This window comes from Glycomyces paridis (assembly GCF_004912155.1).
GTDB classification, from domain to species: Bacteria; Actinomycetota; Actinomycetes; order Mycobacteriales; family Micromonosporaceae; genus Glycomyces; species Glycomyces paridis.
Genome location: NZ_STGX01000004.1, coordinates 285,720 through 306,303, shown reverse-complemented (window position 1 = coordinate 306,303; position 20,584 = coordinate 285,720). Strand labels below are relative to the sequence as shown.

General features: G+C 71.0%; 19 protein-coding genes. 12 read left to right on the top strand and 7 right to left on the bottom strand.

Going from position 1 to position 20,584, the window contains the following annotated elements:
- The first annotated feature begins 49 nt into the window (after positions 1-49).
- The 11 genes from E9998_RS26940 (at position 50) to E9998_RS07535 (ending at position 12,633) form a co-directional block, all read left to right on the top strand.
- On the top strand, positions 50-985 hold the full coding sequence (locus tag E9998_RS26940) for a cytochrome P450 (RefSeq protein WP_338029410.1): 936 nt from the start codon (positions 50-52) through the stop codon (positions 983-985).
- Positions 982-2,523: a hypothetical protein gene (locus E9998_RS07580; protein ID WP_136529096.1), complete on the top strand. Its 1,542-nt coding sequence runs from the start codon at positions 982-984 to the stop codon at positions 2,521-2,523. The genes E9998_RS26940 and E9998_RS07580 overlap by 4 nt, the downstream gene beginning before the upstream one ends.
- Positions 2,524-2,526: 3 nt before the next feature.
- Positions 2,527-3,678, top strand: a complete 1,152-nt coding sequence (locus tag E9998_RS07575) for a glycosyltransferase (RefSeq protein ID WP_136529095.1) — start codon at positions 2,527-2,529, stop codon at positions 3,676-3,678.
- Positions 3,675-4,652 carry a ketoacyl-ACP synthase III family protein gene (locus tag E9998_RS07570; protein WP_136529094.1) on the top strand — a complete coding sequence of 326 codons (978 nt, stop codon included), beginning with the start codon at positions 3,675-3,677 and terminating at the stop codon, positions 4,650-4,652. The genes E9998_RS07575 and E9998_RS07570 overlap by 4 nt, the downstream gene beginning before the upstream one ends.
- Positions 4,653-4,679: 27 nt before the next feature.
- Positions 4,680-6,002, top strand: a complete 1,323-nt coding sequence (locus E9998_RS07565) for a preATP grasp domain-containing protein (RefSeq protein WP_136529093.1) — start codon at positions 4,680-4,682, stop codon at positions 6,000-6,002.
- Complete coding sequence (locus E9998_RS07560; RefSeq protein ID WP_136529092.1) at positions 5,992-7,272, top strand: alanine racemase; 1,281 nt, start codon at positions 5,992-5,994, stop codon at positions 7,270-7,272. Before E9998_RS07565 ends, E9998_RS07560 begins: the two co-directional genes overlap by 11 nt.
- Positions 7,269-8,192, top strand: coding sequence for an ABC transporter ATP-binding protein (locus E9998_RS07555; RefSeq protein ID WP_136529091.1), 924 nt, complete (start codon positions 7,269-7,271; stop codon positions 8,190-8,192). Before E9998_RS07560 ends, E9998_RS07555 begins: the two co-directional genes overlap by 4 nt.
- Positions 8,189-9,022, top strand: a complete 834-nt coding sequence (locus tag E9998_RS07550) for an ABC transporter permease (protein ID WP_136529090.1) — start codon at positions 8,189-8,191, stop codon at positions 9,020-9,022. The genes E9998_RS07555 and E9998_RS07550 overlap by 4 nt, the downstream gene beginning before the upstream one ends.
- A gap of 27 nt (positions 9,023-9,049) precedes the next feature.
- Positions 9,050-10,363, top strand: a complete 1,314-nt coding sequence (locus tag E9998_RS07545; protein WP_136529089.1) for a condensation domain-containing protein — start codon at positions 9,050-9,052, stop codon at positions 10,361-10,363.
- A gap of 112 nt (positions 10,364-10,475) precedes the next feature.
- Positions 10,476-11,936 (top strand): ATP-binding protein, encoded by a 1,461-nt coding sequence (locus tag E9998_RS07540; protein WP_136529088.1) that lies wholly within the window; start codon positions 10,476-10,478, stop codon positions 11,934-11,936.
- A gap of 220 nt (positions 11,937-12,156) precedes the next feature.
- The gene (locus tag E9998_RS07535) at positions 12,157-12,633 is read left to right on the top strand and encodes a hypothetical protein (protein ID WP_136529087.1); all 477 of its coding nucleotides are present in this window, start codon (positions 12,157-12,159) and stop codon (positions 12,631-12,633) included.
- Positions 12,634-12,779: 146 nt separating this feature from the next.
- Here E9998_RS07535 and E9998_RS07530 read toward each other — a convergent pair whose 3' ends face one another.
- The 4 genes from E9998_RS07530 to E9998_RS25795 are packed head-to-tail and all read right to left on the bottom strand — an operon-like array spanning position 12,780 to position 16,937.
- Complete coding sequence (locus tag E9998_RS07530) at positions 12,780-13,241, bottom strand: hypothetical protein (RefSeq protein WP_136529086.1); 462 nt, start codon at positions 13,239-13,241, stop codon at positions 12,780-12,782.
- Positions 13,238-14,164, bottom strand: coding sequence for a hypothetical protein (locus E9998_RS07525; protein WP_136529085.1), 927 nt, complete (start codon positions 14,162-14,164; stop codon positions 13,238-13,240). Before E9998_RS07525 ends, E9998_RS07530 begins: the two co-directional genes overlap by 4 nt.
- 8 nt (positions 14,165-14,172) lie before the next feature.
- A complete protein-coding gene (locus tag E9998_RS07520; protein ID WP_136529084.1) occupies positions 14,173-14,544 on the bottom strand; it encodes a hypothetical protein in 372 nt (123 codons plus the stop codon).
- Positions 14,535-16,937 carry a hypothetical protein gene (locus E9998_RS25795; protein ID WP_136529083.1) on the bottom strand — a complete coding sequence of 801 codons (2,403 nt, stop codon included), beginning with the start codon at positions 16,935-16,937 and terminating at the stop codon, positions 14,535-14,537. The genes E9998_RS07520 and E9998_RS25795 overlap by 10 nt, the downstream gene beginning before the upstream one ends.
- A gap of 388 nt (positions 16,938-17,325) precedes the next feature.
- On the opposite strand from E9998_RS25795, the gene E9998_RS07510 reads away from it, so the two are divergent.
- Positions 17,326-17,658, top strand: a complete 333-nt coding sequence (locus E9998_RS07510; protein ID WP_136529082.1) for a hypothetical protein — start codon at positions 17,326-17,328, stop codon at positions 17,656-17,658.
- A 375-nt stretch (positions 17,659-18,033) separates the two neighbouring features.
- Here E9998_RS07510 and E9998_RS07505 read toward each other — a convergent pair whose 3' ends face one another.
- The 3 genes from E9998_RS07505 to E9998_RS07495 all read right to left on the bottom strand — a co-directional run bounded on the left by E9998_RS07505 (position 18,034) and on the right by E9998_RS07495 (position 20,512).
- Positions 18,034-18,456, bottom strand: a complete 423-nt coding sequence (locus E9998_RS07505) for a hypothetical protein (protein WP_136529081.1) — start codon at positions 18,454-18,456, stop codon at positions 18,034-18,036.
- On the bottom strand, positions 18,446-19,183 hold the full coding sequence (locus tag E9998_RS07500) for a hypothetical protein (protein ID WP_136529080.1): 738 nt from the start codon (positions 19,181-19,183) through the stop codon (positions 18,446-18,448). Before E9998_RS07500 ends, E9998_RS07505 begins: the two co-directional genes overlap by 11 nt.
- 339 nt (positions 19,184-19,522) lie before the next feature.
- Complete coding sequence (locus tag E9998_RS07495; RefSeq protein WP_136529079.1) at positions 19,523-20,512, bottom strand: aldo/keto reductase; 990 nt, start codon at positions 20,510-20,512, stop codon at positions 19,523-19,525.
- Between the last annotated feature and the right edge of the window lie 72 nt (positions 20,513-20,584).

Genomic DNA, 20,584 nt, shown 5'->3' with positions numbered 1-20,584 from the left:
CATCCCCGCCGAATGGCGCGACAGCCCGGTCCTCAAGCTCTTCGCCGACATGATCCTGCTCAGCCTCCCGCCCCGGCACGGCGCCATGCGGCACCTGGTGCAGGCCTGGTTCATGCCCGGCGAGGTCGAGAAGCTCGACGGGCTCATCACCGACACCGCCGACCTCCTCATCGACCGTGCCGCCGCCGCGGCCGCGAACGGGCCCGTCGACTTCGTCAAGGAGGTCGCGGTCCCCTTGCCGCTCTACGTGATCGCCGACCTCATCGGCGTCCCGGAGCGCGACCGCACTCGGCTGCTCGGCTGGTGCGACCGGCTCGTTCAGGCCATGTGGCACTCGGTGGACGAGATCGCGCGGGCCACCGGAGCCGCGCTCGTCATCGCCAAGTACTTCCGCGACCTCCTCAATGGCCGTTTCGGGCCCGTGCGGGGCCTGGCCGCGCAGATGGTCGAGGACGGCTCGCTCACCGAGGACGAGACCATCGCGAACCTCGTGTTCCTCGCCATCGCGGCCACCTTCACCACTAGCGACTTCATGAGCTCCGCGGCGCACTTCGCCTGCACCGACGAGGACTTCCGCGACGCGCTGCGAGCAGACCCGAGACCCGAAGCGGCCGTTGACGAGGCGCTGCGCCTGCACCCGCCGATCAAGCGGATTCTGCGCAACGCCGCCGAGGACGTCGCCATCGGGGACACCGTGATCCCCGAGGGCACGCTCATCGAGTTCGACGTGGTGCGCGCCAACCGCGACCCCGCCGTGTTCGACGAACCCGACCGGTTCCTGCCCGGCCGCCCCGGCCGCCGGCCCCTGAGCTTCGGCCACGGCCTGCACTACTGCGCCGGATGGGCGCTCGGCAAGGCCGAGGCCGCCGTGCTCCTCGCCCGGTTCTGGCAGCGCTTCGACCACATCGCCCCGGCCGGGGAGCCGGTGCCCAAGCGGCACCCGTTCCAGTCCGGTCTCCGTTCGGTCCCCTTGGCGCTGCGGTGAACACGGCGGACCGGCGGGAGGCCGGCACCATCGCGCGGGAGGGCGCCGACAACGCCTCGGCCCGACCGGAGGACACCGGCGACCTGGCGGCCACGAGCAAGACCGGCGCGCCGGAGCGCACCGGCCCCGTACCCCGTTCTCTGCAACGGGGCACTGTGGACATTTCGGTCGCGATCATGACGCATCCCGAGCGTCTCGCCGAGGCCGAGGCGCTCGCCGCCGCCCATCCCGAGCTGGCCGCGACAGTGGTGGTCGACCCCGACCCCGGCAGGCCCGGGAACGTCGCCTGCGCGGCCGCGGCCTGGAAGGCCCGGCGCCCTGGGGCGACGCATCACCTGGTGCTCCAGGACGACTGCCGCCTCTCGAAGCGCTTCGTGGACACCGTGCTCGACCTCGTCGAGCGCTATCCGCAGCAGGCGTTGTCGCTGTTCACCTACTGGGCCACCGGGACCGCCGCCGCGCTCCGGACCGCCGCCGCTGCCGGGTGCCGGGTCGCCGAGGTCCGTGAGTCGTACTTCCCGACGGTCGCGGCGGTGCTCCCCGCGCACCTCGCCGACGGCTTCGGCGAGTTCTTCGACGCCTACGCCGCCGAACTCCCCGAGGCCGACGACGTCGCGATGGGCGCGTTCCTCTACTGGCGCGGCGTCAAACGCCTCGCGGTCGTCCCGACCCCCGTGGAGCACACGGGGACCGAGAGCCTGACCGGCAACGGGTACCAGGGCGACCGCGAATCGGTGTGCTTCGAGGACGACGCCGAGGCCGCCGGACTATCCTGGGACGCCGCCGAACCGGACGCGATATCCGGTATGGACCCGACCCGCGCCGGCCAGGAGCACGGCTACCGCGCCGAGCGGAACCTCCCCACCCGCTTCTTCGTCGCCCCCTGGACGCACCGCCACGGCCCCAAGGCCTTCACCGCCCTCGGCGCCGCCACGGCCGAGACCGACCAGGCCGCCGCCGTGGCCGCCTTCCTCGAAGCCGAGCCCGCCGCCTCCCCCCTGCTCCTGTCCTCGCTCTGGTTGGCGGGCTACGCCTTCGGCGCCGACCTCGTCGCCACACCCGTGCGCACCTACGCACCCGAAGGCCCCCGCACCCCGAACCGGCTGCCCGTCGACCCGGCGGCCGTATCGGACCTCCTCGACGCCCCGGTCCTCGCCCAATGTGCCCGCGCCGCTGCAAAAGGCCTGGGCGCCTTCGACCCCGCCCTGAGCGGGCTCGGAAGCGGGAGCGAAGGCACCGGCGTCGGCGAGGCCGTTGACGCCGTTGGGCCCCTGTCCGCCACCGGCGGCGCGGGCACCGCCGTTGCGAATGCGGCCGACGCCGACGACCCGGCTCTGCGCGCTGCGTCCGTCCCGGTCGCGGACCTGCCTGGCGGTGCCGTCGCAATCCCGTCCTCCACGGGCCACCGGCTCGCGCATCGCAGCGCGCTCGCCCGCACGGCCGAACCGACCCCCGCCCGAGCCGACCGTATCGCCGCGCTCGCCGACTTCTACCGGGCCGCTGCTCTCGCGGGCGCCGCGCACGGCCGAAGGGACTGAACCATGCACCCCTCCCCAGATCCGGCGCCGAGTTCGCGCCCGCTCCGGTTGAGCATCGTGGCCGAGAGCTTCCGGCCGCAGCTGACCGGCGTCGCCGAGACCGTCGTGCGCATCGCCGCGTCGTTGCGGCGCCTGGGCGTCGACATCGAGGTCGTCGCCCCCGCGCCCGCGCCGGGCGAGCGGACCCCGGAGTTCCCCTACCCGGTCCGGTGGGTGCCCAGCAAGGTCCTGCGCCAGCTCGCGCCCGTGCGCCTCGGGATGCCGACGCCCGCGATCGGCGAGGCCATCGCCGAGTTCGCGCCCGACGCGGTCTACCTCGCGGGCCCGTACCTCATGGGCGCGCGGGCGATGACCGCCGCGAAGGCCCTCGGGCTGCCGGTCGTCGCGAACTTCCAGACGCTCCCGTCCGGGATCGCCGGACGCGAGGACGGGTCGCTCCTGGAGGCCATCTGGAAGCAGACGGTCGCCGTGCACGCGCAGGCTGATCTCAACCTCGCGCCGACCCGCACGGCCGCCGACGCCCTCGCCGTGCGCGGCGTCCCCGGCGCCCGCGTGTGGGAGCACGGCATCGACACCGTCCACTTCGCACCCGGACGCGGCTCCGCGCGCCTTCGCGAAGCGCTCCTTGGCGACAAGAAGCTCCTCGTCGGCTACGCCGGGCGCGTCGCACCGCAGAAGCAGCTCGACCTGCTCGCCGAGGCCGCCGCGCTCGACGGCGTCTCGTTCGTCGTGATCGGTTCCGGCAGCGACGAAGAGCGCATCGCGGCCCTCATCCCCGAGGCCCGGATGCTCGGGGCGCGCCGCGGCTCGGCCCTTGCCCGCCTGTTCGCGACACTCGACGTGTTCGTGCACCCCGGCGGCGCCGAGACCTTCGGCATCACCGTCCGCGAGGCCCAGGCCAGCGGGCGCGCCGTCGTCGTCACCGACCGCGGCGGGGCCGCCGAACTCGTCGCGCACGGCGTTGACGGCCTGCACGCGAAGGCCGACGACCCGGCCGCGTTCGCCGAGGCCGTCGCGCGCCTGAGGGACGACGCGGCCCTGAGCGACCGCCTCGGCGAGGCCGCCCGCCGCACCTGCCTCGGCCGAGACTGGGACGCCCTCACCGCCGACCTCGTCGCCATGATCGAAGCGCTCCTCAAGGGGGACAAGGCATGACCGCGATCCTCGACGTGGGCTCGTTCATCCCGCCGACCGGCCTCACCGTCCGCGAGGTCGCCGCCGAACTCGACCTCGACGGGTCCGAGGTCCGCCTCATCGAACGGTTCTTCGGCATCGAAGAGGTCCGCACCGCACCCGGCCTCGACTACGCCGAACGCCTCGAACAGGCCGTCCTGGCGCTCCCGAGCTGGCCCGAGGCCCGCGAACGGGTCCGGTACGTCGTGACGGCCCGGACCTACGTCGACACCACCGCCGTGCGCCCCGAACCCGTGCACCGACTCACCGAGAAGCTCGGACTCCAAGGCGCCCAGGCGATGACGATCGTCCAGCACGCCTGCGCCTCCGGCCTCCTCGCCGTCGAGACCGCCGGGGAGCTGCTCGCGGACGAGGACCCCGACGCCCTCGCGCTCGTCCTCTGCGGCGAAGTGCCCACAGTGGACCATCGGTACATTCCGCGCACGACCTTCATGGGCGACAGCACCGCCGCACTCCTCGTCACCGCAGGGCCCGGCCCGAACACCGTCCGGTCGCACGCCTGGTCCATCGCCACCGACTACGGCGACATGTCCTCCGTGGTCGACTCCCTCGTGGACTCCGAACTCGTCCGCCGCGTCCAGCGCGAATACGCCGGGCACGCCGAGGCGGCCGCTCCCCACGACTACACCGAGGAGGTCTGCGCCGTCGTCCACGAGGCCGTCAAACGCGCCGACCTCACCCTCGACGAGATCGCACTCGTCCTGCCCCACAACGTCAACCGCATCTCCTGGGTGCGCATCTGCCGCCGCCTCGGCCTCCCCCTCGACAAGGTCCTCCTCGACCTCGTCACCCACACCGGCCACTGCTACACCGCCGACGCCTTCCTCAACCTCGCCGAGGCCCGCCGCCAGGGCCGCCTGGCCCCCGGCGACGCCTACCTCGCCGTCGGCGTCGGCCTCGGCGGCATCTACTCGGCCATGGCCCTCACCGCATAGACCCTGCACTCCAGAAGGGACCTCCACGTGACAGACCGACCGACCCCCCGCGTCCTCCTCGGGAACTTCGACGTCGAACGCCGCTGGGCCGAAGGGACCCTCGCGCTCCCCGAGATCAGCCGCGCCAGCGCCGCCGCCGTCACCAACCAGCTCGGCGAACTCGCGCTCCTGCGCGGCGAACCCGGCGACGCGGTCGTCCTCAAGGCCGAGCCCGACCCGGAGTTCCTCGCCCGGCTCCGCTCGGCGGGCTTCGCGAAAGCGGAGGTCGTGGTCGCCGAGCGGACCGAGCCGGCCCGCACGGTCACCCAGGACCTGCTCGACTCGCCGCAGGCCCTTGCCCGCCTGCGGGAGCTGGCCGCGGCCGGTGCCCGCCTGGCGCCGCACGGGTTCTCCGAGGACGAGGAGCGGCTGTGCCGGGAGACGGGCCTGGTCGCGCCGCTGCCGTCGGCGGCGCTGGCGGTGCGCGTCAACTCGAAGGTGTACAGCCGCCGCCTGTGCACGGCCCTGGGCATCCGGCAGGCGCGCGGCTGGGAGTGCGAGTCGCTCGCCGACGTGGAGGCGCTCGACGCGGACGTGAAGGCCGCGTTGGAGCGCGGCGCCACGGTGGGGGTGAAGTCGGCGCTCGGCGTCTCGGGCCGGGGCATCACGACGGTGCAGCGGGCCTCGCAGTGGGATGGCCTGGTGCGGTTGCTGCGCAAGCAGGCGGTGCGGGCCGGCACGGCGGCGCTGGCGCTGGTGGTGGAGGAGGGGGCGGAGAAGTCCGCCGACGTGAACTACCACTTCACGATCGGGGACGACGGTGCCGTGCGGTTCGACTTCGCGGTCGAGGCGGTGACGGACAACGGTCGCCATGTGGGCCACCGCATCCCGGCCGTGCTCGCGCCGGGGCATCTGGCGGAGCTGCACGCGACGGTGGAGCTGGTCGGGGACCGGCTGGCGGCGGAGGGCTACCGGGGGCCGGTCGGCGTGGACGCGCTGGTGTGCGCGGACGGGACGCTGCTGCCGGTCCTGGAGATCAACGCGCGCAACAACATGTCGACGTACCACCTGGACGTGGTGCGGCGCGCGCCCGGGCGCGCGGCGGTGGTGCAGTTCGACCTGAAGCTGCGCGAGCGCCTTCCGTTCGCGGTGCTCGCGGAGGCCCTGGCGGGCACGGAGATGGACGCGGGTCTGGAGCGGGGCTTCCTCGTGACCGGGTTCGCGTCGGTGAACGCGAACGCCGGGGGCGGCGGGGCGTTCCCGGGCCGCCTCCACGGCATCGTGTGCGCCCCTGATGAAGACGACCTGTCGGCCTTGCACGAGGCCGTCGCGACCCGACTCGCCGACCTGGAGGACCAGCATGGCCGATGACCACCGCGTGCAGGGGGTGCCCGTGACCGACGTCTTGGAGCGTCACGGCTCGCCCGCCTACATCTACGACGCCGAGCGGCTGCGTTCGCAGTACCGGGGCCTGCGGGCCGCGCTGCACGAGCGCGTCGAGGTGCACTACTCGCTCAAGGCGAACCCGAACCTGGCGGTGACCGCGGTGCTCGGCGCCGAGGGCGCGGGTGCGGAGGTGTCCTCGCTCCTGGAGCTGGAGACGGCGCTGCGGGCCGGGATCGGCCCGGAGCGGATCATCTTCCTCGGGCCGGGCAAGAGCCGGGCCGAACTCGAAGCGTGCGTGAAGGAGCGCATCGCGCTCGTCGTGGTCGAGTCGGTGGGCGAGTGCGCGATGCTCTCCGACATCGCGGCGGCCCAAGGGGTTCGCCCGCGCGTGCTGCTGCGGGTGAACCCGGGCTTCGAGTCGAAGAAGAGCGGGCTCGCGATGGGCGGCAAGCCGCGGCAGTTCGGCATGGACGAGGAGGTCGTGCGCGAACTGTGGCGCGATGGTTCGGCGCTGCACGGCGTCGAGGTCGAGGGCCTGCACGTGTACATGGGCACCCGCATCCTCTCGGCGGCGTCGATCGGCGAGCACACGGCGCGGATTCTCGCTCTGGCGGCGTCGCTCGCCGACGAGACCGGGATGCCGGTGCGCACTGTGGACTTCGGCGGCGGTTTCGGCGTCCCGTACTTCGCGAACGAGGGCGAGCTCGACGCCGCGGAGGCCTGCCGCCTCGTCAACGAGGCGGTGGCGGCGTTCCTCGCGGACCGCCCCGAGACGCGGTTCATCCTCGAATCGGGCCGGTACCTCACCGCCGAGGCCGGGATCTACGCCGCGACGGTGCGATACACGAAGGAGTCCCACGGGGAGCGGTTCGCGGTGCTCGACGGCGGCTCGAACCACCACATGGCGGCGGCGGGCATCGGCTCGTTCGTGCGCCGCAACTTCCCGGTGAAACTCCTCAACCGCTCCGGGTCCGCCACGGCCGCATGGAACCTCACCGGTCCCTTGTGCACTCCGAACGACTCCATCGGCAACGGCGTCGACCTGCCGGACGACCTCGGCCCCGGCGACGTGGTGGGCATCCTCAGCGCAGGCGCCTACGGGCCGACGGCGTCCATCGGGCGGTTCCTCGGCCACGGCTTCCCCGCGGAGATTCTCGTCGACGGCGGCCGCGACCACCTGGTGCGCGCCCGGGACACCGTCGCCGACATGCTCGGCCCGCAGTCGCTCCCGCCGAGCCTGAAGGAGGGCGCATGAGCGCGCACGCGGTCCGCACCGAGGGCCTGAGCATGAGCTACGGCGACAAGCAGGTCCTCCACGGCGTCGACCTCGCCATCCCCGCCGGGGAGATCGTGGCCCTCCTGGGCCCCAACGGGGCCGGGAAGACCACGACGATGGAGATCCTGGAGGGCTTCCGGGGCCGCTCGGCCGGGTCGGTGTCGGTGCTCGGCGAGGACCCCCAGACCGCCGGGGAGGCCTGGCGGTCGCGCATCGGCGTCGTCCTCCAGCACTGGGAGGACCACGCGAACTGGCGGGTCGGGGAGTTTCTGCGCCTTCTGCACGACCACTACCGGCCCTTCGGCGACGCCTGGGACGCCGAGGAGCTGCTGGCCGCCGTCGGCCTCGAGTCGCAACGGGACACGCCGATCAAGGTCCTCTCGGGCGGCCAGCGCCGCCGCATGGACCTCGCCGCGGGCCTGATCGGGCGCCCCGAGCTCTTGTTCCTCGACGAGCCGTCGAACGGGCTCGACCCGGTGTCGCGCAGGGACTTCCAGGAGCTCGTCGCCAAGCTCAACCGGGACCTGGGCGTCACGATCCTCATGACCACGCACGACCTGCACGAGGCCGAGCGGCTCGCCGACCGGATCGTGGTGCTCATCGGCGGGCGCGTGCTCGCCGAGGGGACGGTGGCGGCGCTGTCGGAGGAGATGGGGGAGCGCGCCGAGGTGCGGTGGACCGAGGACGGGCGGCGGCGCATCGAGCGCAGCGCCGACCCGCTCGACCTCATCGACCGGGTGCGGGCCCGGTGCGGGGGGACCGTCGCGGACCTTGAGGTGCGCCGATCCTCGCTTGAGGACACATATCTGGCGATGGTCGCCCGCGCCCTCGCGGGCGAGACCTTGAGGGCGGACGAGGAAGACGAGGCCGACCCGGCCCCGAGCGAGGAGCGGCGATGACCACCATCACTACGGCAGGCCTGTCCACAGTGGCCCGCAACGGTCTGCGGCGCGGGGCGGTCGAGACCCGCATCATGCTCACCACCCCCGGGGACCTCGTCATGGCCCTGGGGAGCCTGGCGATCATGGTCTCGGTGCTCCTGGCCGCAGGCGGCGGCACCTTCGCCGGCTCGGACCTCGACCTGGGCTCCATGAACTTCCCGTCGGTGCTCGGCGCGACCCTCGTCACCGGCACCGTCCCGATGATCGCAGGGAAGCTCGCCTGGTCCAAGGCCAGCGGGGAGCTGCTGCGCGCCAAGGCGATTCCGCGCGGCCTCGGGAGCTTCCTCATCGGACATACGATCTCGGTCGCGGTGTTCTCCCTGTTCACCGTCGTCGGCATGGTCCTCGCCGGGCTCGCCTTCTTCGACGGCCTCGTTCTGTCCTGGACGCGCCTGGGCCTGCTCGCGGCCGTCACCGCCGCGGCGATGGCCGCGCTTCTGCCGCTCGGCGCGGTCCTCGGCGGGCTCCTGAGCAACCCCCGGCACGTCGGCCTCGTCCAGCTCCCGCTGACCGTGCTCATCGGCATCTCCGGGATCTTCTACCCGCTCGCGGCCTATCCCGCGTGGCTCCAGTCGACCGCCGAGCTGTTCCCCGTCTACTGGATCGGCCTGGGGATGCGGGCCGCGATGCTTCCCGAGGGCATGGCCGCGGTCGAACTCGGCGGCGAATGGCGCCTCGGCCAGGTCTTCCTCGTCCTCGGCCTGTGGATCGCCGCCACCCTCCTGCTCGCCGTCCCGCTCCTGAAACGTATGGCGCGCAAGGAATCCGGCTCCGCGCTGAAGGACTGACCTCCCGACCCCCTTGAAGGCGAGACCATGACCGCGACCCTCCGCATCGAGTTCGATGCCGGCCACCCCGACCTCGCCGCGCCCATGACCTGGGGCCAGCGGGCGGTCCTCGAAGGCGTCCGACGCTTCGGCGACGACGGCGGCTACTTCAACCACGAGATGATCTGCGAAGTGCCCCAAGGCCGCTCGCTCGCCGACCTCGCGGCGGCCTTCGCCGACGTCCTCGCCGAGTTCGCGGTCCTGCGCACCCGCTTCGCCGACGACGAGCACGGCCCCCGCCAGCTCGTGAGCGGCTCGGGCGCACTGGAACTGGAACTGCGCCTCATCGGCGCCGACGGCACCGTCCCGCTCCAACCCGGCGAGGCGAAGTCCTTCCGCTTCGCCGACTACGACCGGTGCGTGCGCGGCGCGGTCGTCTGCGCGGGAGACACCCCGGTGCTCGTCGCGTTGGCCGTCAGTCACCTTGCGCTGGACTGCGGGTCGTACGACCTGGTGAAGGGCCGCATCGAGGCGCGCCTGCGCGGGGACCGCACGCCTGCGGCGGTGGTGCAGACGACCGACCAGTCCGATTTCGAACGCTCGCCCGCGGCACTGCGCCGCTCGGCCGCGGCGATGCGGTTCTGGGGCCGGGAGCTGCGCGCCATGCCCGCGTCCATGACCGGCGCGGCGCGTCCGAGCGCTGACCCGTTGCCGTTCAAGAGCGTCCGTATCCGCAGCTCGGCCATGTCGGCGGCGGCGACGCGGATCGCCGAGCGCCTCGGCGTCTCGACCGCGGCCGTCCTGCTCGCCGCCAACGGGGTCCTCCTGCGCGACCTCACCGGCGCGGCCCGCCAGTCCTGCCAGCTCATCGTCGGGAACCGGTACACGCCGCGGGACCGGACGGTCGCGGCGGCGATGGCGCAGAACGGGCTGCTCAACACCGACCTCGACGGCCTCTCGTTCGACGACCTGGTGCGCCTGTGCTTCCGCCGCTCGCTGGCGACGTACAAGCACGGCTTCTACGACCCCGACGCACTGGAGGAGCTCCGTACCGAGATCGAGGCCGAACGCGGTGCACCCCTGGACCTCTCGATCTACTTCAACGACGCCCGCGCCGGCGGCGGCTGGCCCGAGCGCCCCGAGGCCAAGACCCGCAGCGAGGTTGCCGACCTCTTGGAGGAGACCGTGATCGAACCGGACGGCGCCTGGCCCCGCCACGACGCGACCCTGTTCACCGCGATCGGCCGAGACCGGCGCTCCTGCGAACTCAGCCTCCTCTTCGACTCCCGCAAGATCGAGGAGGCAGCGGTCGAACCCGCCCTCCGCGCGATCGAAGGCTTGCTGGTCGAAGCCGTGGAGTGAACGACCCATAGCGAAGAACCCACGCAGAGCCGCAGCGGGCGCAGTCTCTCGGTACTAGCCGAATTCTTGTATGATTATGGTTATAATAAATGTAATTATACAAGGAGGTCGGATGCGTAAGCCCGAAGGCATGTTCGATCGCGATTTCGAGTGGGGAGAACTCGTACGGTTCGCCGAGAACCGGTCCGACCGGGCGACACTCGGGGTGGTCTCGGGTCGGCGCCGCCAAGGGAAGACGTTCCTGCTGGACGCGCTGACCCGCGCAAGCGGGGGATTCATGTTCACCGCGACGGAGACCACGGAGGCCGATGCGCTCTCCCAGTTCGGCGCGTCGTTGGCACGGTACCTGGGGGAGCCGGTGCCACTGCGGTTCACCAGCTGGGACGAGGCGATTTCCAGGCTGCTGCGTCTGCCGACCGACCGGCCGGTGATGGCCGTCATCGACGAGTTCCCGTTCCTTGCCCAGGCGTCGCCGTCGCTGCCCTCGGTCATTCAGCGAGCACTCGATCCCGGTAGCCAGCATTCGAACTCGCCGGTCCGTCTGCTGCTCTGCGGTTCCGCCGTGACGTTCATGGGGCGACTGCTTTCCGGGACCGCACCGCTGCGGGGACGTGCCGGGCTCGAACTGATCGTCCCCACCTTGGACTACCGTCTCGCGAGGGCGTTCTGGGGCATCGAGGACGAGCGGACCGCGGTACAGGTCAACGCGGTCGTCGGCGGGACCCCGGCCTATCGTCGCGAATTCGCGCAGGACGACGCGCCCGAGGGGCCGGACGACTTCGACGACTGGGTGGTCCGGACGGTGCTCAACCCGGCCAGGCCGCTCTTCCGCGAAGGCCGCTACCTGCTCGCAGAGGAGCCGGGGGTACGCGACACCGGCCCGCTCCACGCGGTGCTCGCGGCCATCGCCACGGGCAGCACCGCCCGCGGGGCGATCGCGACCAGGATCGGGAAGAAGGCCACCGACCTCGCGCACCCGTTGGCGGTTCTCGAAGACGCCGGTCTCGTCCGCCACGAACCCGATGCCTTCAAACGCAACCGGTCCTTCTACCGGATCGCTGAGCCGATCATCGCCTACTACCACGCGGTCATGCGCCCGGTCTGGGGCGAACTCGAACGCCCCGGACGCGCCGGACAGGTCTGGCGGCGAATGCAGGGCACCTTCCGCAGCCAGGTGCTGGGACCGCATTTCGAGTCGCTCGCACGCGAGTGGGCGCGCCTGCACGCCTCGGCGGAGGAGCTCGGGGGCCTGCCGAATCGAGTGGCGGCGGGCATCGTCAGCGACCCGAAGGCCGGCACCACGCACGAGATCGATGTGGTCGTCCACGGCACCGCGGCCGACGGCTCGGACGCACTGCTGGCCATCGGCGAGGTCAAGTGGAACGAGGAGATGGACTGCGGGCACCTGCGACGCCTGACGCGGCTCCGCGACCTGCTGGTCTCCCAGGGCAGGGCCTCTGAGGGGTCTCGTCTGATCTGCTTCGGCGGCGCCGGCTTCAGCGATGAACTACGGCGGATCGCCGACACCGATCCGATGGTCGAGCTCGTCGACCCTGCGCGGCTCTACGTGTGAGCGGAGCGCGGCCTCCGAACGCGGACAGGCCTCACTGGTCGCGTTCGAGCGGAGCCGCCAGGTGCCCGAACACGGACCGGGTTCGCGGTTCGCGTGAGCAGGGATGCCCGGTGCCTTAGCGCGGACTTGGTTCGCCGTTCGCGCGAGCGGGATCGCCAACCGCCTGAATGCGGACCGGGTTCGCCGTTTACGGGTGGCGCGGCGGCGATAGCTTGGGGTCATGGCCGACCGGCGAGGGCTCGTGAAGGCGCGTGTGCGCCATGTCGTCTCGTACAGCGTCCGCATGGACTCCGAGGCCGAGAACCGGCGCGTCGAGCGCGGTCCGGTCGCGGTCTTCGAGCTGGAGGGCTCGCGGACCGAGACGACGGCGCATGAGATCGTCTGTCCCGCTTGCGGACGCACGGTGGTCGTGGAGGTCGGACCCACTGGCGGGTGGCGACGCAGGAGGCGAAGGGCATGGGCGGCCGCGTTGGCGCTCGGGGCGGCGTGTGCCGCCGCACTCGGCGCGGTGCAGGCGGCGGACACGGTGTCGGCGTCCCGAGGGTTCGGCTGCGCGGGCGTCGTGCTGCTCCTCGCCGCGCTCTACTCGGTGATCAGGACGCGATCGGAACGCGGTCTCGCGATCACCCCGGAGCCCGGGACACCGGGCCCGCCGGGCGAACTCCCCGAAGCGGCGCAGTTCCACACGCTCGCTTGAAGACTCCCCTTCGATCGTGGGCGACCGTAGATCCCCGGCGCGCCCGCCCGACGGGTGTCGGGCGGGCCGGGGGTTCCCTGATCGTGGGCGACCGCAGATCGCCGAGGAGCGGCCGGGACCGCGCGAGCGGCCCCGGCCGTTCGGGTTCAGCCGAGCACCCAGGCGGTCATGGTCGTCTTGGCGCGGTCGATGAGGTGGCCGGGGTTGGCCCCGAGCCACGGGCGGGCTTCGATCTGCTTGCGGAGCAGGACGTGGTGGGTCGCGGCCCGCTGGTGCTCGGCGAGCGGTTCGAGGAGGTGCGGTTCGCCGTAGAGGGCGCGGACGACCGACTCGATCGCGAGGTGGTCCGGCGGCGGTTCGGCGGTGTCGGAGGACCGGCGGATCTCGGCCGTGAACGCGGCCAGTTCGTCGTAGTCGATCGGCCCCGCCCCGAGCCCGGCTCCCGGCCCGAACCGGTATTCGAGGCTCGCGGCGACGGCCGCGCGGAGGTACATGGCCGCGGTGGCGTGGTCGAGGGGTTTGAACCAGCGGCGGACCCTCTCGGTCTCCGCTGCGTCCCCGGTGATCAAGGCTGCCAGGTGCCTGCGGTGCAGCTCTTCGGGTTTCATCGGGTGGTCTCCTTCGTTGGGGCGGTGTCGGCTGCGGCCCTTCCGGGGTCGGTGGGCGCCGTGTCGCGTGCGGCGTGGGCGGCTTCGCCGGGATCGGTGGGTGCGGCGGGCGCCGTCTCGTGCGCGGAGCGGGCAGCTCCGCTGGGGCTGCCGGGTTCGAGTTCCTGCGTGGCGTGGACTGCTTCGCCGGGATCGGAGGGATCGGCGGGTGCCGTTTCGTGCGTGGAGCGGGCCGCCCCACCGGGCTCGGCGGGCCTGGCGGGCGCCGTCTCCTGCTCGGAGCGGATCGCTCGGCCGGGACCGGCGGGTGCGGGATTCTGCGTGGCGGGGGCTGCTTCGCCGGGCTCGCCGGGTTCGGGCTCCTGCGCCGTGGCGGTGGCGGTGTCGTCGACGGAGCCCGGAGCCGTCCCGGCCTTCGGACGGGGCGCTGGCGGACCGGTGAAGATCGCGTTCCAGCCGGATTCGATGATCTCGGCCCCGATCGCCTCGGCCCCGTCGAGGCGATCGGCGATCCGGGCGTCCGCGGTCTCGGGGCCGGTGAGCTCGCCGATGACCGCCCACATGTACATCTGCTGTTCGGCGAACGGCACTTCGGTCAGCAGCACCGACTCCCCGCACACGCCGCGCACCATCGCCTCGGCGCGGATCGCGTGGAAGCCGCTGCCGGGCCGGTAGTGCCGCTCGTGCAGGCGGGCGGTGAGCTCGGCGAGGTCGCACGGGTCGGGGGCGTCGCCGAGCTCTTCGTACACGGTCTGCGTGAACAGGTACAGCACGTACAGCAGGTGCGCCATCCGCCTCCCTTCGCCGATGTCGAGCGCCAGGCGCTGGGCCTCGGCGAGGTCGCCGCGCAGGCGGGCGGCGGCGTGGGAGCGGAACAGGGCGCGGTCGCCCTCTCTCACCGCTTGGACGTCGTTGTCAGGCATGGCTTCTCTCATCCTTCGCAGTCGCGTTGGGCGGCGGCCCAGGCCTCGTGCGCGGCGCGTTTGAGCGCCGTGACGCGGCCGGGCCCGGCGGCCCAGTCGATGTGGTCGAGTTCGGTCAGGTGCAGGTCGAGGCGCCGGGTGTCGAACCCGGACGCGTAGCCGATGACCGGCGGGAGCAGGTCGGGCACGGTGATCCACAGGCGCGGCGAGCCGGGCAGGACCGCGAACACGATCCGGCGCCCGGCCAGCTCGGTCTCGCCGACGTTCACCAGGGCCTGTGGGTCGACGCCGGAAAGCGTCCGGATCGGCAGCGGGATCGCCTTGAGCGCCTTTGCATAACGCTCACGGATTCGGTAGGAGGAGTTGCGGCCTACGCCCATGCAGCGCCCCCGGCGGCGGGGCGGGCGGTGTTGAAGCCGACGCTGTTGAGGCCGGCACTGTTGAAGCCGGCGCTGTTGAGACCTGCGGTGGTGCGACCTGCACCGGTGAAGTTGGCAAGGTTGAAGCCGGCCCTGCTGAAACCGGCACCGCCGAAGCCGATGCTGTCGAAGCGCTGCTCCCATCCGCGCATGAACGGGATCGAGAGCGCCGCAACGGCCTCGGGCTTCGGACGCTGGAGCGGCGGCCGCTGCCGCAGGTCCTCCACTGCCGAAACGGTGGGCGTGACGACCTCGGGTCTCGTTTCGGCCCTTGCTCTCTGGGCGCCGCGGACCGCCCCGGCGAAGCGGGCGGTGCGTGCCGCGTGCTCGGTGCGCCGCGCGTCGGCGTCGCTGGCGGTCTTGGAGGCGCGGATGGTGCCCGCGACCCACCGGACGAGCCGCACCCAGGGCCGCAGGACCGGCCCGCATTCGCGGTCGAGTGCGTCGCGTCCGTTGCGGCGCCGGGACTCGAGCGAGGCGCGACGCTCCGATCGCGTCGGGGTTCGGCCGTTCGCCCCGGGTTGTGGACGGTGGGCGGCGGCGAGTTCGGCGGACTTGTCGAGGAACCGGACCCAGGCGTCTTCGCGGAGCTTCGAGAACCGGTAGGGCTGTTGCGGTTCGATGGTCACGAGTGCTCCTTCGCTGGGACGCGCGGCCGCCGACGATTCGGCATGGTCGCCGCGTCGGTTTCGCGGTCGCGGTTCAGGTGAGGGCCGGTAGGGGCCGGTCGCCTTGTCGGGCAGGGGACTGGCCGGACCCGTTCGGTCGGCAGAGGGACGGGGACCCGTCGCGGAGTCGGTCGCGGAGTCGGTCGGTCCTGGTCGGTCGCCGGGTTGGTGGGTGCCCGGCGCGGAGCCGATCGAGCTCGGTCGGTCGGCAGGGGAACAGAGGCCGGGCGCGGTATCGGTCGAGCCCGGTCCGTCTCCGGAGGAGCGGGGACCGGTTGCGGCGCCGGTCGAACTCGGCCCGTCGCCGGGGAGACGACGACCCGATGCGGTCGCCCGCCCACCGCCGATGCCGTCGCCTGCGATGCGGAGGGTGTCGCCCTCGAATCCGGCCTTGCACGCGGATCCGGCCTCGGGCCCGGACCCGACCTCGGCCCCGGACCCGGCCTCGAACCTCGACTCGGACACGAACCCGGACCCGGTCCGTTTGCCGCGTACGCCGCTCGGGTCGCCCGACCCGTTCCGGCCACCCGACCCGTTCGGGCCGCCAGTCGGGCGATCCGACCCGTTCGGGCCGCCGCCTCCGGACCGGGCGCCGGGTTCGCCTCGCCCGCGGCCGGATGTGCGATCCCCTTGGCCGCCTTGGCCGCCTTGGCCGCTTTCGCCGTAGAGGTCGTCGTGGCCTTGCCGTTCTTCCGCCCGGCCCTCGGATCGAGCGGCTTCGTGGGCTTCGCGTTCGCGGGTGATGCGGGTGCGGCGGTCGTAGAGGGCTTCAGCGTGCTCGGCCCATGCCGCTTTCGCCGGTTCCTCCTCGATCTCCCACCACGGGATCGGGTCGGGGAGCTCGTCGCGGCGGTGACGCCCGGTCCGGAGGTCGGGGAACCAGTTGGGCGATCCGAACGGCCCGGGATCGAGCACGTCGTACGGGCGGCTGTCATCGATCAGCCAGTCATCACCCGGCTTATGCCGCAGGTGATCGGGCTCGAAACGCGGCGACCACGGGTCGTCGTCGGCGGCGTCGAGGAGACACAGGTCGGGCCTGGTTTGATACCGGTAGGCACCGGGGGTCATCGGGTCGGGCGAGCCGTCGGACAGGAACAGACGCCGCCCCGCCCAGTCATAGAACCCGTCGACCTCCTCAGCCAGCCCCGGGTTCTGCGGGTGCGGATAGGTCGGGTTGTGGCGCGGATCAGACGACATCGGACCGGGATCGAGCCGGAACCCCGGCACGAAACCGGTCCGAGGGCTGATCTCGCTCGACACTGCGGCGACAGGTTCGGGCGTGATGCGCGTGTCCGAGGTCTGGGTGGTGGCGATGGGTTCGAGCGCGTTGTACGTGTCCGGGGCCTGGACGGTGGCGACAGGCGCGGCGTGCGTATTTGCGGTCTGCGCGGTGGCGACGTGCCCGGTATGCGCAGGTAGGACCCGATCTGGTGGCGTGTTGCGTTGCAGGCGCGAGCGCATGAGCGCGGCCAGGTCGGCGTCGGAAATGGATCCGGTTGCGGGCCAACCGGTGCCGGTCGTGGGTGTCGCGTCGGCGCGTGAGTCGCTATGAGGTGCGGCTTGCGCGGTCGTGTAGGCGGCGGTGTCCGAGTCGAAGTCCGCAGGGTGAGCGGAGTGGCTGTTGCGGATATCGCGGGAATGGCTGTTTTCAGGTACGCCCGAATAGCGTATCGTCGGTGACGACACGGAAGGTCTCCTTCTGTTGTTAGGCCGCCCGGTGGAACCTAGTTGGTAGCTCTGAGCCACCGGGCGGCGTTAATATTCTGGCCTATTGATAAAGGCCGATGCGATGTGGATACGTCGTAAGAATCTCCGTTCGAGACGTAACAGACTGGCTCGCTTCCAATTGCGAGTGCCGGTGATCCGATGATGACCCACAATCACGCCGCTGTCAACTAACGACCCACAGTGATCCACAACGCGTCCAAAAACTAAGGGACCCAGGCCTTCGGCCTGGGTCCCTTAGTTACTGCACGATTCAACCAACTAAGTGCGCGCCTGAGTTGGTGGCGATCTTGTGTTGTCGGGCTGAAACCGGGTTGGCATTCGGCCTGCCTTGAGCCAGGATGCTTACATGGATGAAAGCTTGCTCCAAGAGATCGAGAGTTGCAGTGCCGCTGCCACGCCGGGCCCGTGGTTTGTTCGCTTCCTCGATGATGACCACGCAATGAGCCTCGTCGCGGTGAGCACCGTTGAAAGCTCCAGCGGAGGCGAGCGTTGGCCGGATTTCAGCAATGGAGAGATCATCGCCGCGACGCTCGTACAGCACCCGCGTTATGTCGATGTGGAAGACGAACGCTGGGATGAGAACGCCGCCTTCATTGCGATGGCCCGCGAGGCGATCCCTCGTCTGGTCGCCGAAGTAAGGCGGCTCCGGAGTCGACTCACCGATCCCGAAGATGTTTGAGCCCAGTGTTCGTCCGAAACCGGTTGTCCCCAATACCTCAGCAGGACTGATTTGATCTGGTGTGGATGATTTTGCCAAAGGCCTTGTGCCTGCTTGGCTGTGAGAGATCACCGACCCGCCGATACCGGCCTCGCCGAAGCGCAGGGCGGTGGGACCGCGCGAGCGGCGCATCAGTGACCGCATCGCCCGCCGCAAGCCTCGGCGAGGCTCGGCCGCTACCGCTGAGTCACCGATCCCGCCTTCACCTGGCTCGGCGGCTTCGCCGCCTGACCACCCGCTACGAACTCTACGGCCACCTGTTCGCCACATTCCCTGCCCTCGCCGTGGCGATCACCTGCTACAACAAGCTCGTCAACCGAGACAAGCCAAGCCGCGCTACTCCTCGGCGTTGACCGCGGCGACCACCTCTGCGACAAACGCGTCAAGCGGCTCACCGTAGATGTTCTCCTCGGAGATAATTGCGTACGGGAGCATGAAGAGCACGGTTTGCAGGTCATCCGAGGAAATGCCGTCGAGAATGTCCTGTTCCCCGAAAGCGAATCTGACCAGCGCCTCGATCACGATCGGCTTGATGTGGTCAGCCGCATCCGGGAAACGGAACTTGAGTTCATCCGCGAACTCGGAAATCTGCTGAGGCCCGGGCTTATCGCGGTACTTCTTCAGGATCGCGAGCGTTGTGGTGGCACCGAGCAATTCAAGTGTGCGCGCATCGCCGATGCTGGCGATCACCTCCCTCGGAAGGTCCGCCGCCGCTGCAACGGCAGATCGCACGATCCGCTCTTCTTCACTAGTGGTCATTTCTCTTGCGCTCCCTCATTTTGGACCTGAGTGAGGTCATCTTATCGACCGTGCCCTTGACCGCCTTGGCTCCGACGACCGCGATCACGATCGCGGCAGAGGCCAACTGGTCTGCGGTCGACTGCGGTGCAGGTATCGGCTGGACCGTGCCGGATTCATGCTGAATCACGGCAGCGTATCCGCTGGTGGCCGTTGCCGGGGCCGGCGCGGGTTTGTTCTCGGTCCGATAGATCGTGTTCGCATGATCGAGGAGCTGCGAGACCGTTTGGTCGGCATCGGATGCGTCTTCGCGCACTGCTATCTGTCTGAATGCACTGAACCTTCGGCGGGGTCGCGTGCTCTCGGTCAGCTCTTGGCCGCTGGGATCCTTCTCGTCATCCTTCGGTGTGCCGTAGACGATCTCGGTCTTGATTCCGTCAACCGTGCCGTGCCAGGAGGTGGTGCCGTCGGAGTTGGGAACGAGCGAGGAAGTCTTCCCTCGCGCGCCCGGGCCTATGGTGCCGTGGATGGCCGACAGGACCGTCCAGTGCGCCTTGACCAAAGCACCCTCCAGGGTCGCCCTGATCGACTCGGCCTCTTCGATCCGGTCGATGGTCGCCTTCATCCGCGCCGACGCCTCATCCGCTCCAAGCTTCGCAGCGGCCGCCATCGTGTGCTCAGCCTGGCCCTTCGACGAATTGATCGGCCCGGCCACCTCGGCAACGCTCACCCTGGTCGACTCGATCATCGCCGCGACCTCATGCAAACTCGCCACGACCTAACCGCCCCTTGGCGACCCGGACCGAACTCGTCGCCTCACCCGATCTGTCCGCCGCCGCCACCGCATCCGCGTTCGCGTTCGCGCTGAGCCAGGACAGCACTTCATCAACCGAAACCACAGGGGCACTTCCCGTCAGGATAGGGGTCGGGTCCCGAACCGCACGCATCCGATTGCGCGCGTTCGGTCACCGCGACCCTATCGGAAACGGGCGAACCGCACAGAACACCGACCCCCGACCACTCCCGTGCGGTCACCTCGCGCTGCCGTTCGACCCCGGCCCGGTGCGATCCGGCTTCGCCGAGTCCGTCACAGCACGGGCGCCAGGAGCTTCGCGACCTCCTCGACCTGAGCAGCGGTGAGCGGCCCCTTCTCCAGAGCCCCCGCGTTCTCCTCGACCTGGGCGACGGTGCGACAACCGGGGATCGGCACGGTCACGTCGCTGACCGCCCACAGCCACCCGAGCGCGCCCTGGGCGAGGGTGCGGCCGCCGCTGGAGAGGACCTCGCGGACCGCCTCGAACCGGGCCAGGTATTCGGGGGCGGGCCGGCCGTGATCGAACAGCGTCTTCTCGCCGCCGCTGCCGCGGATGTCGTCGGAGCCGATCCTGCTCTCGGCGGTGTACTTGCCGGTGAGCAGACCCATCGCCAGCGGCCCGCGGTTGACGCACCCCAGGTTCAAACGCTCGCAGACCTCGACGACGTCGGTCTTGCCGCCCTTCAAGACCGAGAACTCGTGTTGGACGGCGGTGCAGTGCTCGCCGCCGTTCCCCCAGGCCTCGGCGCGGTCGGGGAAGTCCGTACTCCACCCGTAGGACCGGATCTTGCCCGCGTCGACCAGGGATTCGAGCGCGTCGAGCTGCTCGGCGGCGCTGTCGACCGGGTGGTCGTTGAGGTGGAACTGATAGAGGTCGATGTAGTCGGTGCCGAGTCGGCGCAGGGACGCCTCCACCGCCTCACGGAGGTACCGGGGTCCGTGCCCGGGCCCGGTGACGACCTTGGTGTCCTCATCGAACCGGTTGCCCCACTTGGTCGCGATGACGACCTGGTCCCGGCGGCCCTCCAGGGCCCGGGCCAGGACGCGCTCGCTGTGCCCGGCGCCGTAGACGTCGGCGGTGTCGAAGAAGGTGACGCCGAGGTCCACGGCCCGGCGGACGGCGCGGACCGACTCGTCGTCGTCCACCTCGCCCCAGCCGAGAGCGGTCCCCTCGGGGTAGGAGAACGGACCGCCGATCGCCCAGCAGCCCATGCCGATCGCGCTGACTTCGATGCCGCTTCTTCCGAGTGTTCGTGTCATCATGCCCTCGACGCTAGGACCTGGAGTGCGCTCCAAGTCAAATCCGGTTTCAGGAGTGCTTCGCATCGAGGGCCG

Excerpts from the sequence above, each read along its gene's own strand:
- E9998_RS07520 (WP_136529084.1), bottom strand. The coding sequence starts at position 14,544 with ATGGGCGTAGGCCGCAACTCCTCCTACCGAATCCGTGAGCGTTATGCA.
- E9998_RS07530 (WP_136529086.1), bottom strand. The coding sequence starts at position 13,241 with ATGAAACCCGAAGAGCTGCACCGCAGGCACCTGGCAGCCTTGATCACC.
- E9998_RS07540 (WP_136529088.1), top strand. The coding sequence starts at position 10,476 with ATGCGTAAGCCCGAAGGCATGTTCGATCGCGATTTCGAGTGGGGAGAA.
- E9998_RS07510 (WP_136529082.1), top strand. The coding sequence starts at position 17,326 with ATGGATGAAAGCTTGCTCCAAGAGATCGAGAGTTGCAGTGCCGCTGCC.
- E9998_RS07545 (WP_136529089.1), top strand. The coding sequence starts at position 9,050 with ATGACCGCGACCCTCCGCATCGAGTTCGATGCCGGCCACCCCGACCTC.
- E9998_RS07560 (WP_136529092.1), top strand. The coding sequence starts at position 5,992 with ATGGCCGATGACCACCGCGTGCAGGGGGTGCCCGTGACCGACGTCTTG.
- E9998_RS07535 (WP_136529087.1), top strand. The coding sequence starts at position 12,157 with ATGGCCGACCGGCGAGGGCTCGTGAAGGCGCGTGTGCGCCATGTCGTC.
- E9998_RS07505 (WP_136529081.1), bottom strand. The coding sequence starts at position 18,456 with ATGACCACTAGTGAAGAAGAGCGGATCGTGCGATCTGCCGTTGCAGCG.
- E9998_RS07495 (WP_136529079.1), bottom strand. The coding sequence starts at position 20,512 with ATGATGACACGAACACTCGGAAGAAGCGGCATCGAAGTCAGCGCGATC.
- E9998_RS07550 (WP_136529090.1), top strand. The coding sequence starts at position 8,189 with ATGACCACCATCACTACGGCAGGCCTGTCCACAGTGGCCCGCAACGGT.
- E9998_RS26940 (WP_338029410.1), top strand. The coding sequence starts at position 50 with ATGATCCTGCTCAGCCTCCCGCCCCGGCACGGCGCCATGCGGCACCTG.
- E9998_RS07500 (WP_136529080.1), bottom strand. The coding sequence starts at position 19,183 with ATGATCGAGTCGACCAGGGTGAGCGTTGCCGAGGTGGCCGGGCCGATC.
- E9998_RS07575 (WP_136529095.1), top strand. The coding sequence starts at position 2,527 with ATGCACCCCTCCCCAGATCCGGCGCCGAGTTCGCGCCCGCTCCGGTTG.
- E9998_RS07525 (WP_136529085.1), bottom strand. The coding sequence starts at position 14,164 with ATGCCTGACAACGACGTCCAAGCGGTGAGAGAGGGCGACCGCGCCCTG.
- E9998_RS07555 (WP_136529091.1), top strand. The coding sequence starts at position 7,269 with ATGAGCGCGCACGCGGTCCGCACCGAGGGCCTGAGCATGAGCTACGGC.
- E9998_RS07570 (WP_136529094.1), top strand. The coding sequence starts at position 3,675 with ATGACCGCGATCCTCGACGTGGGCTCGTTCATCCCGCCGACCGGCCTC.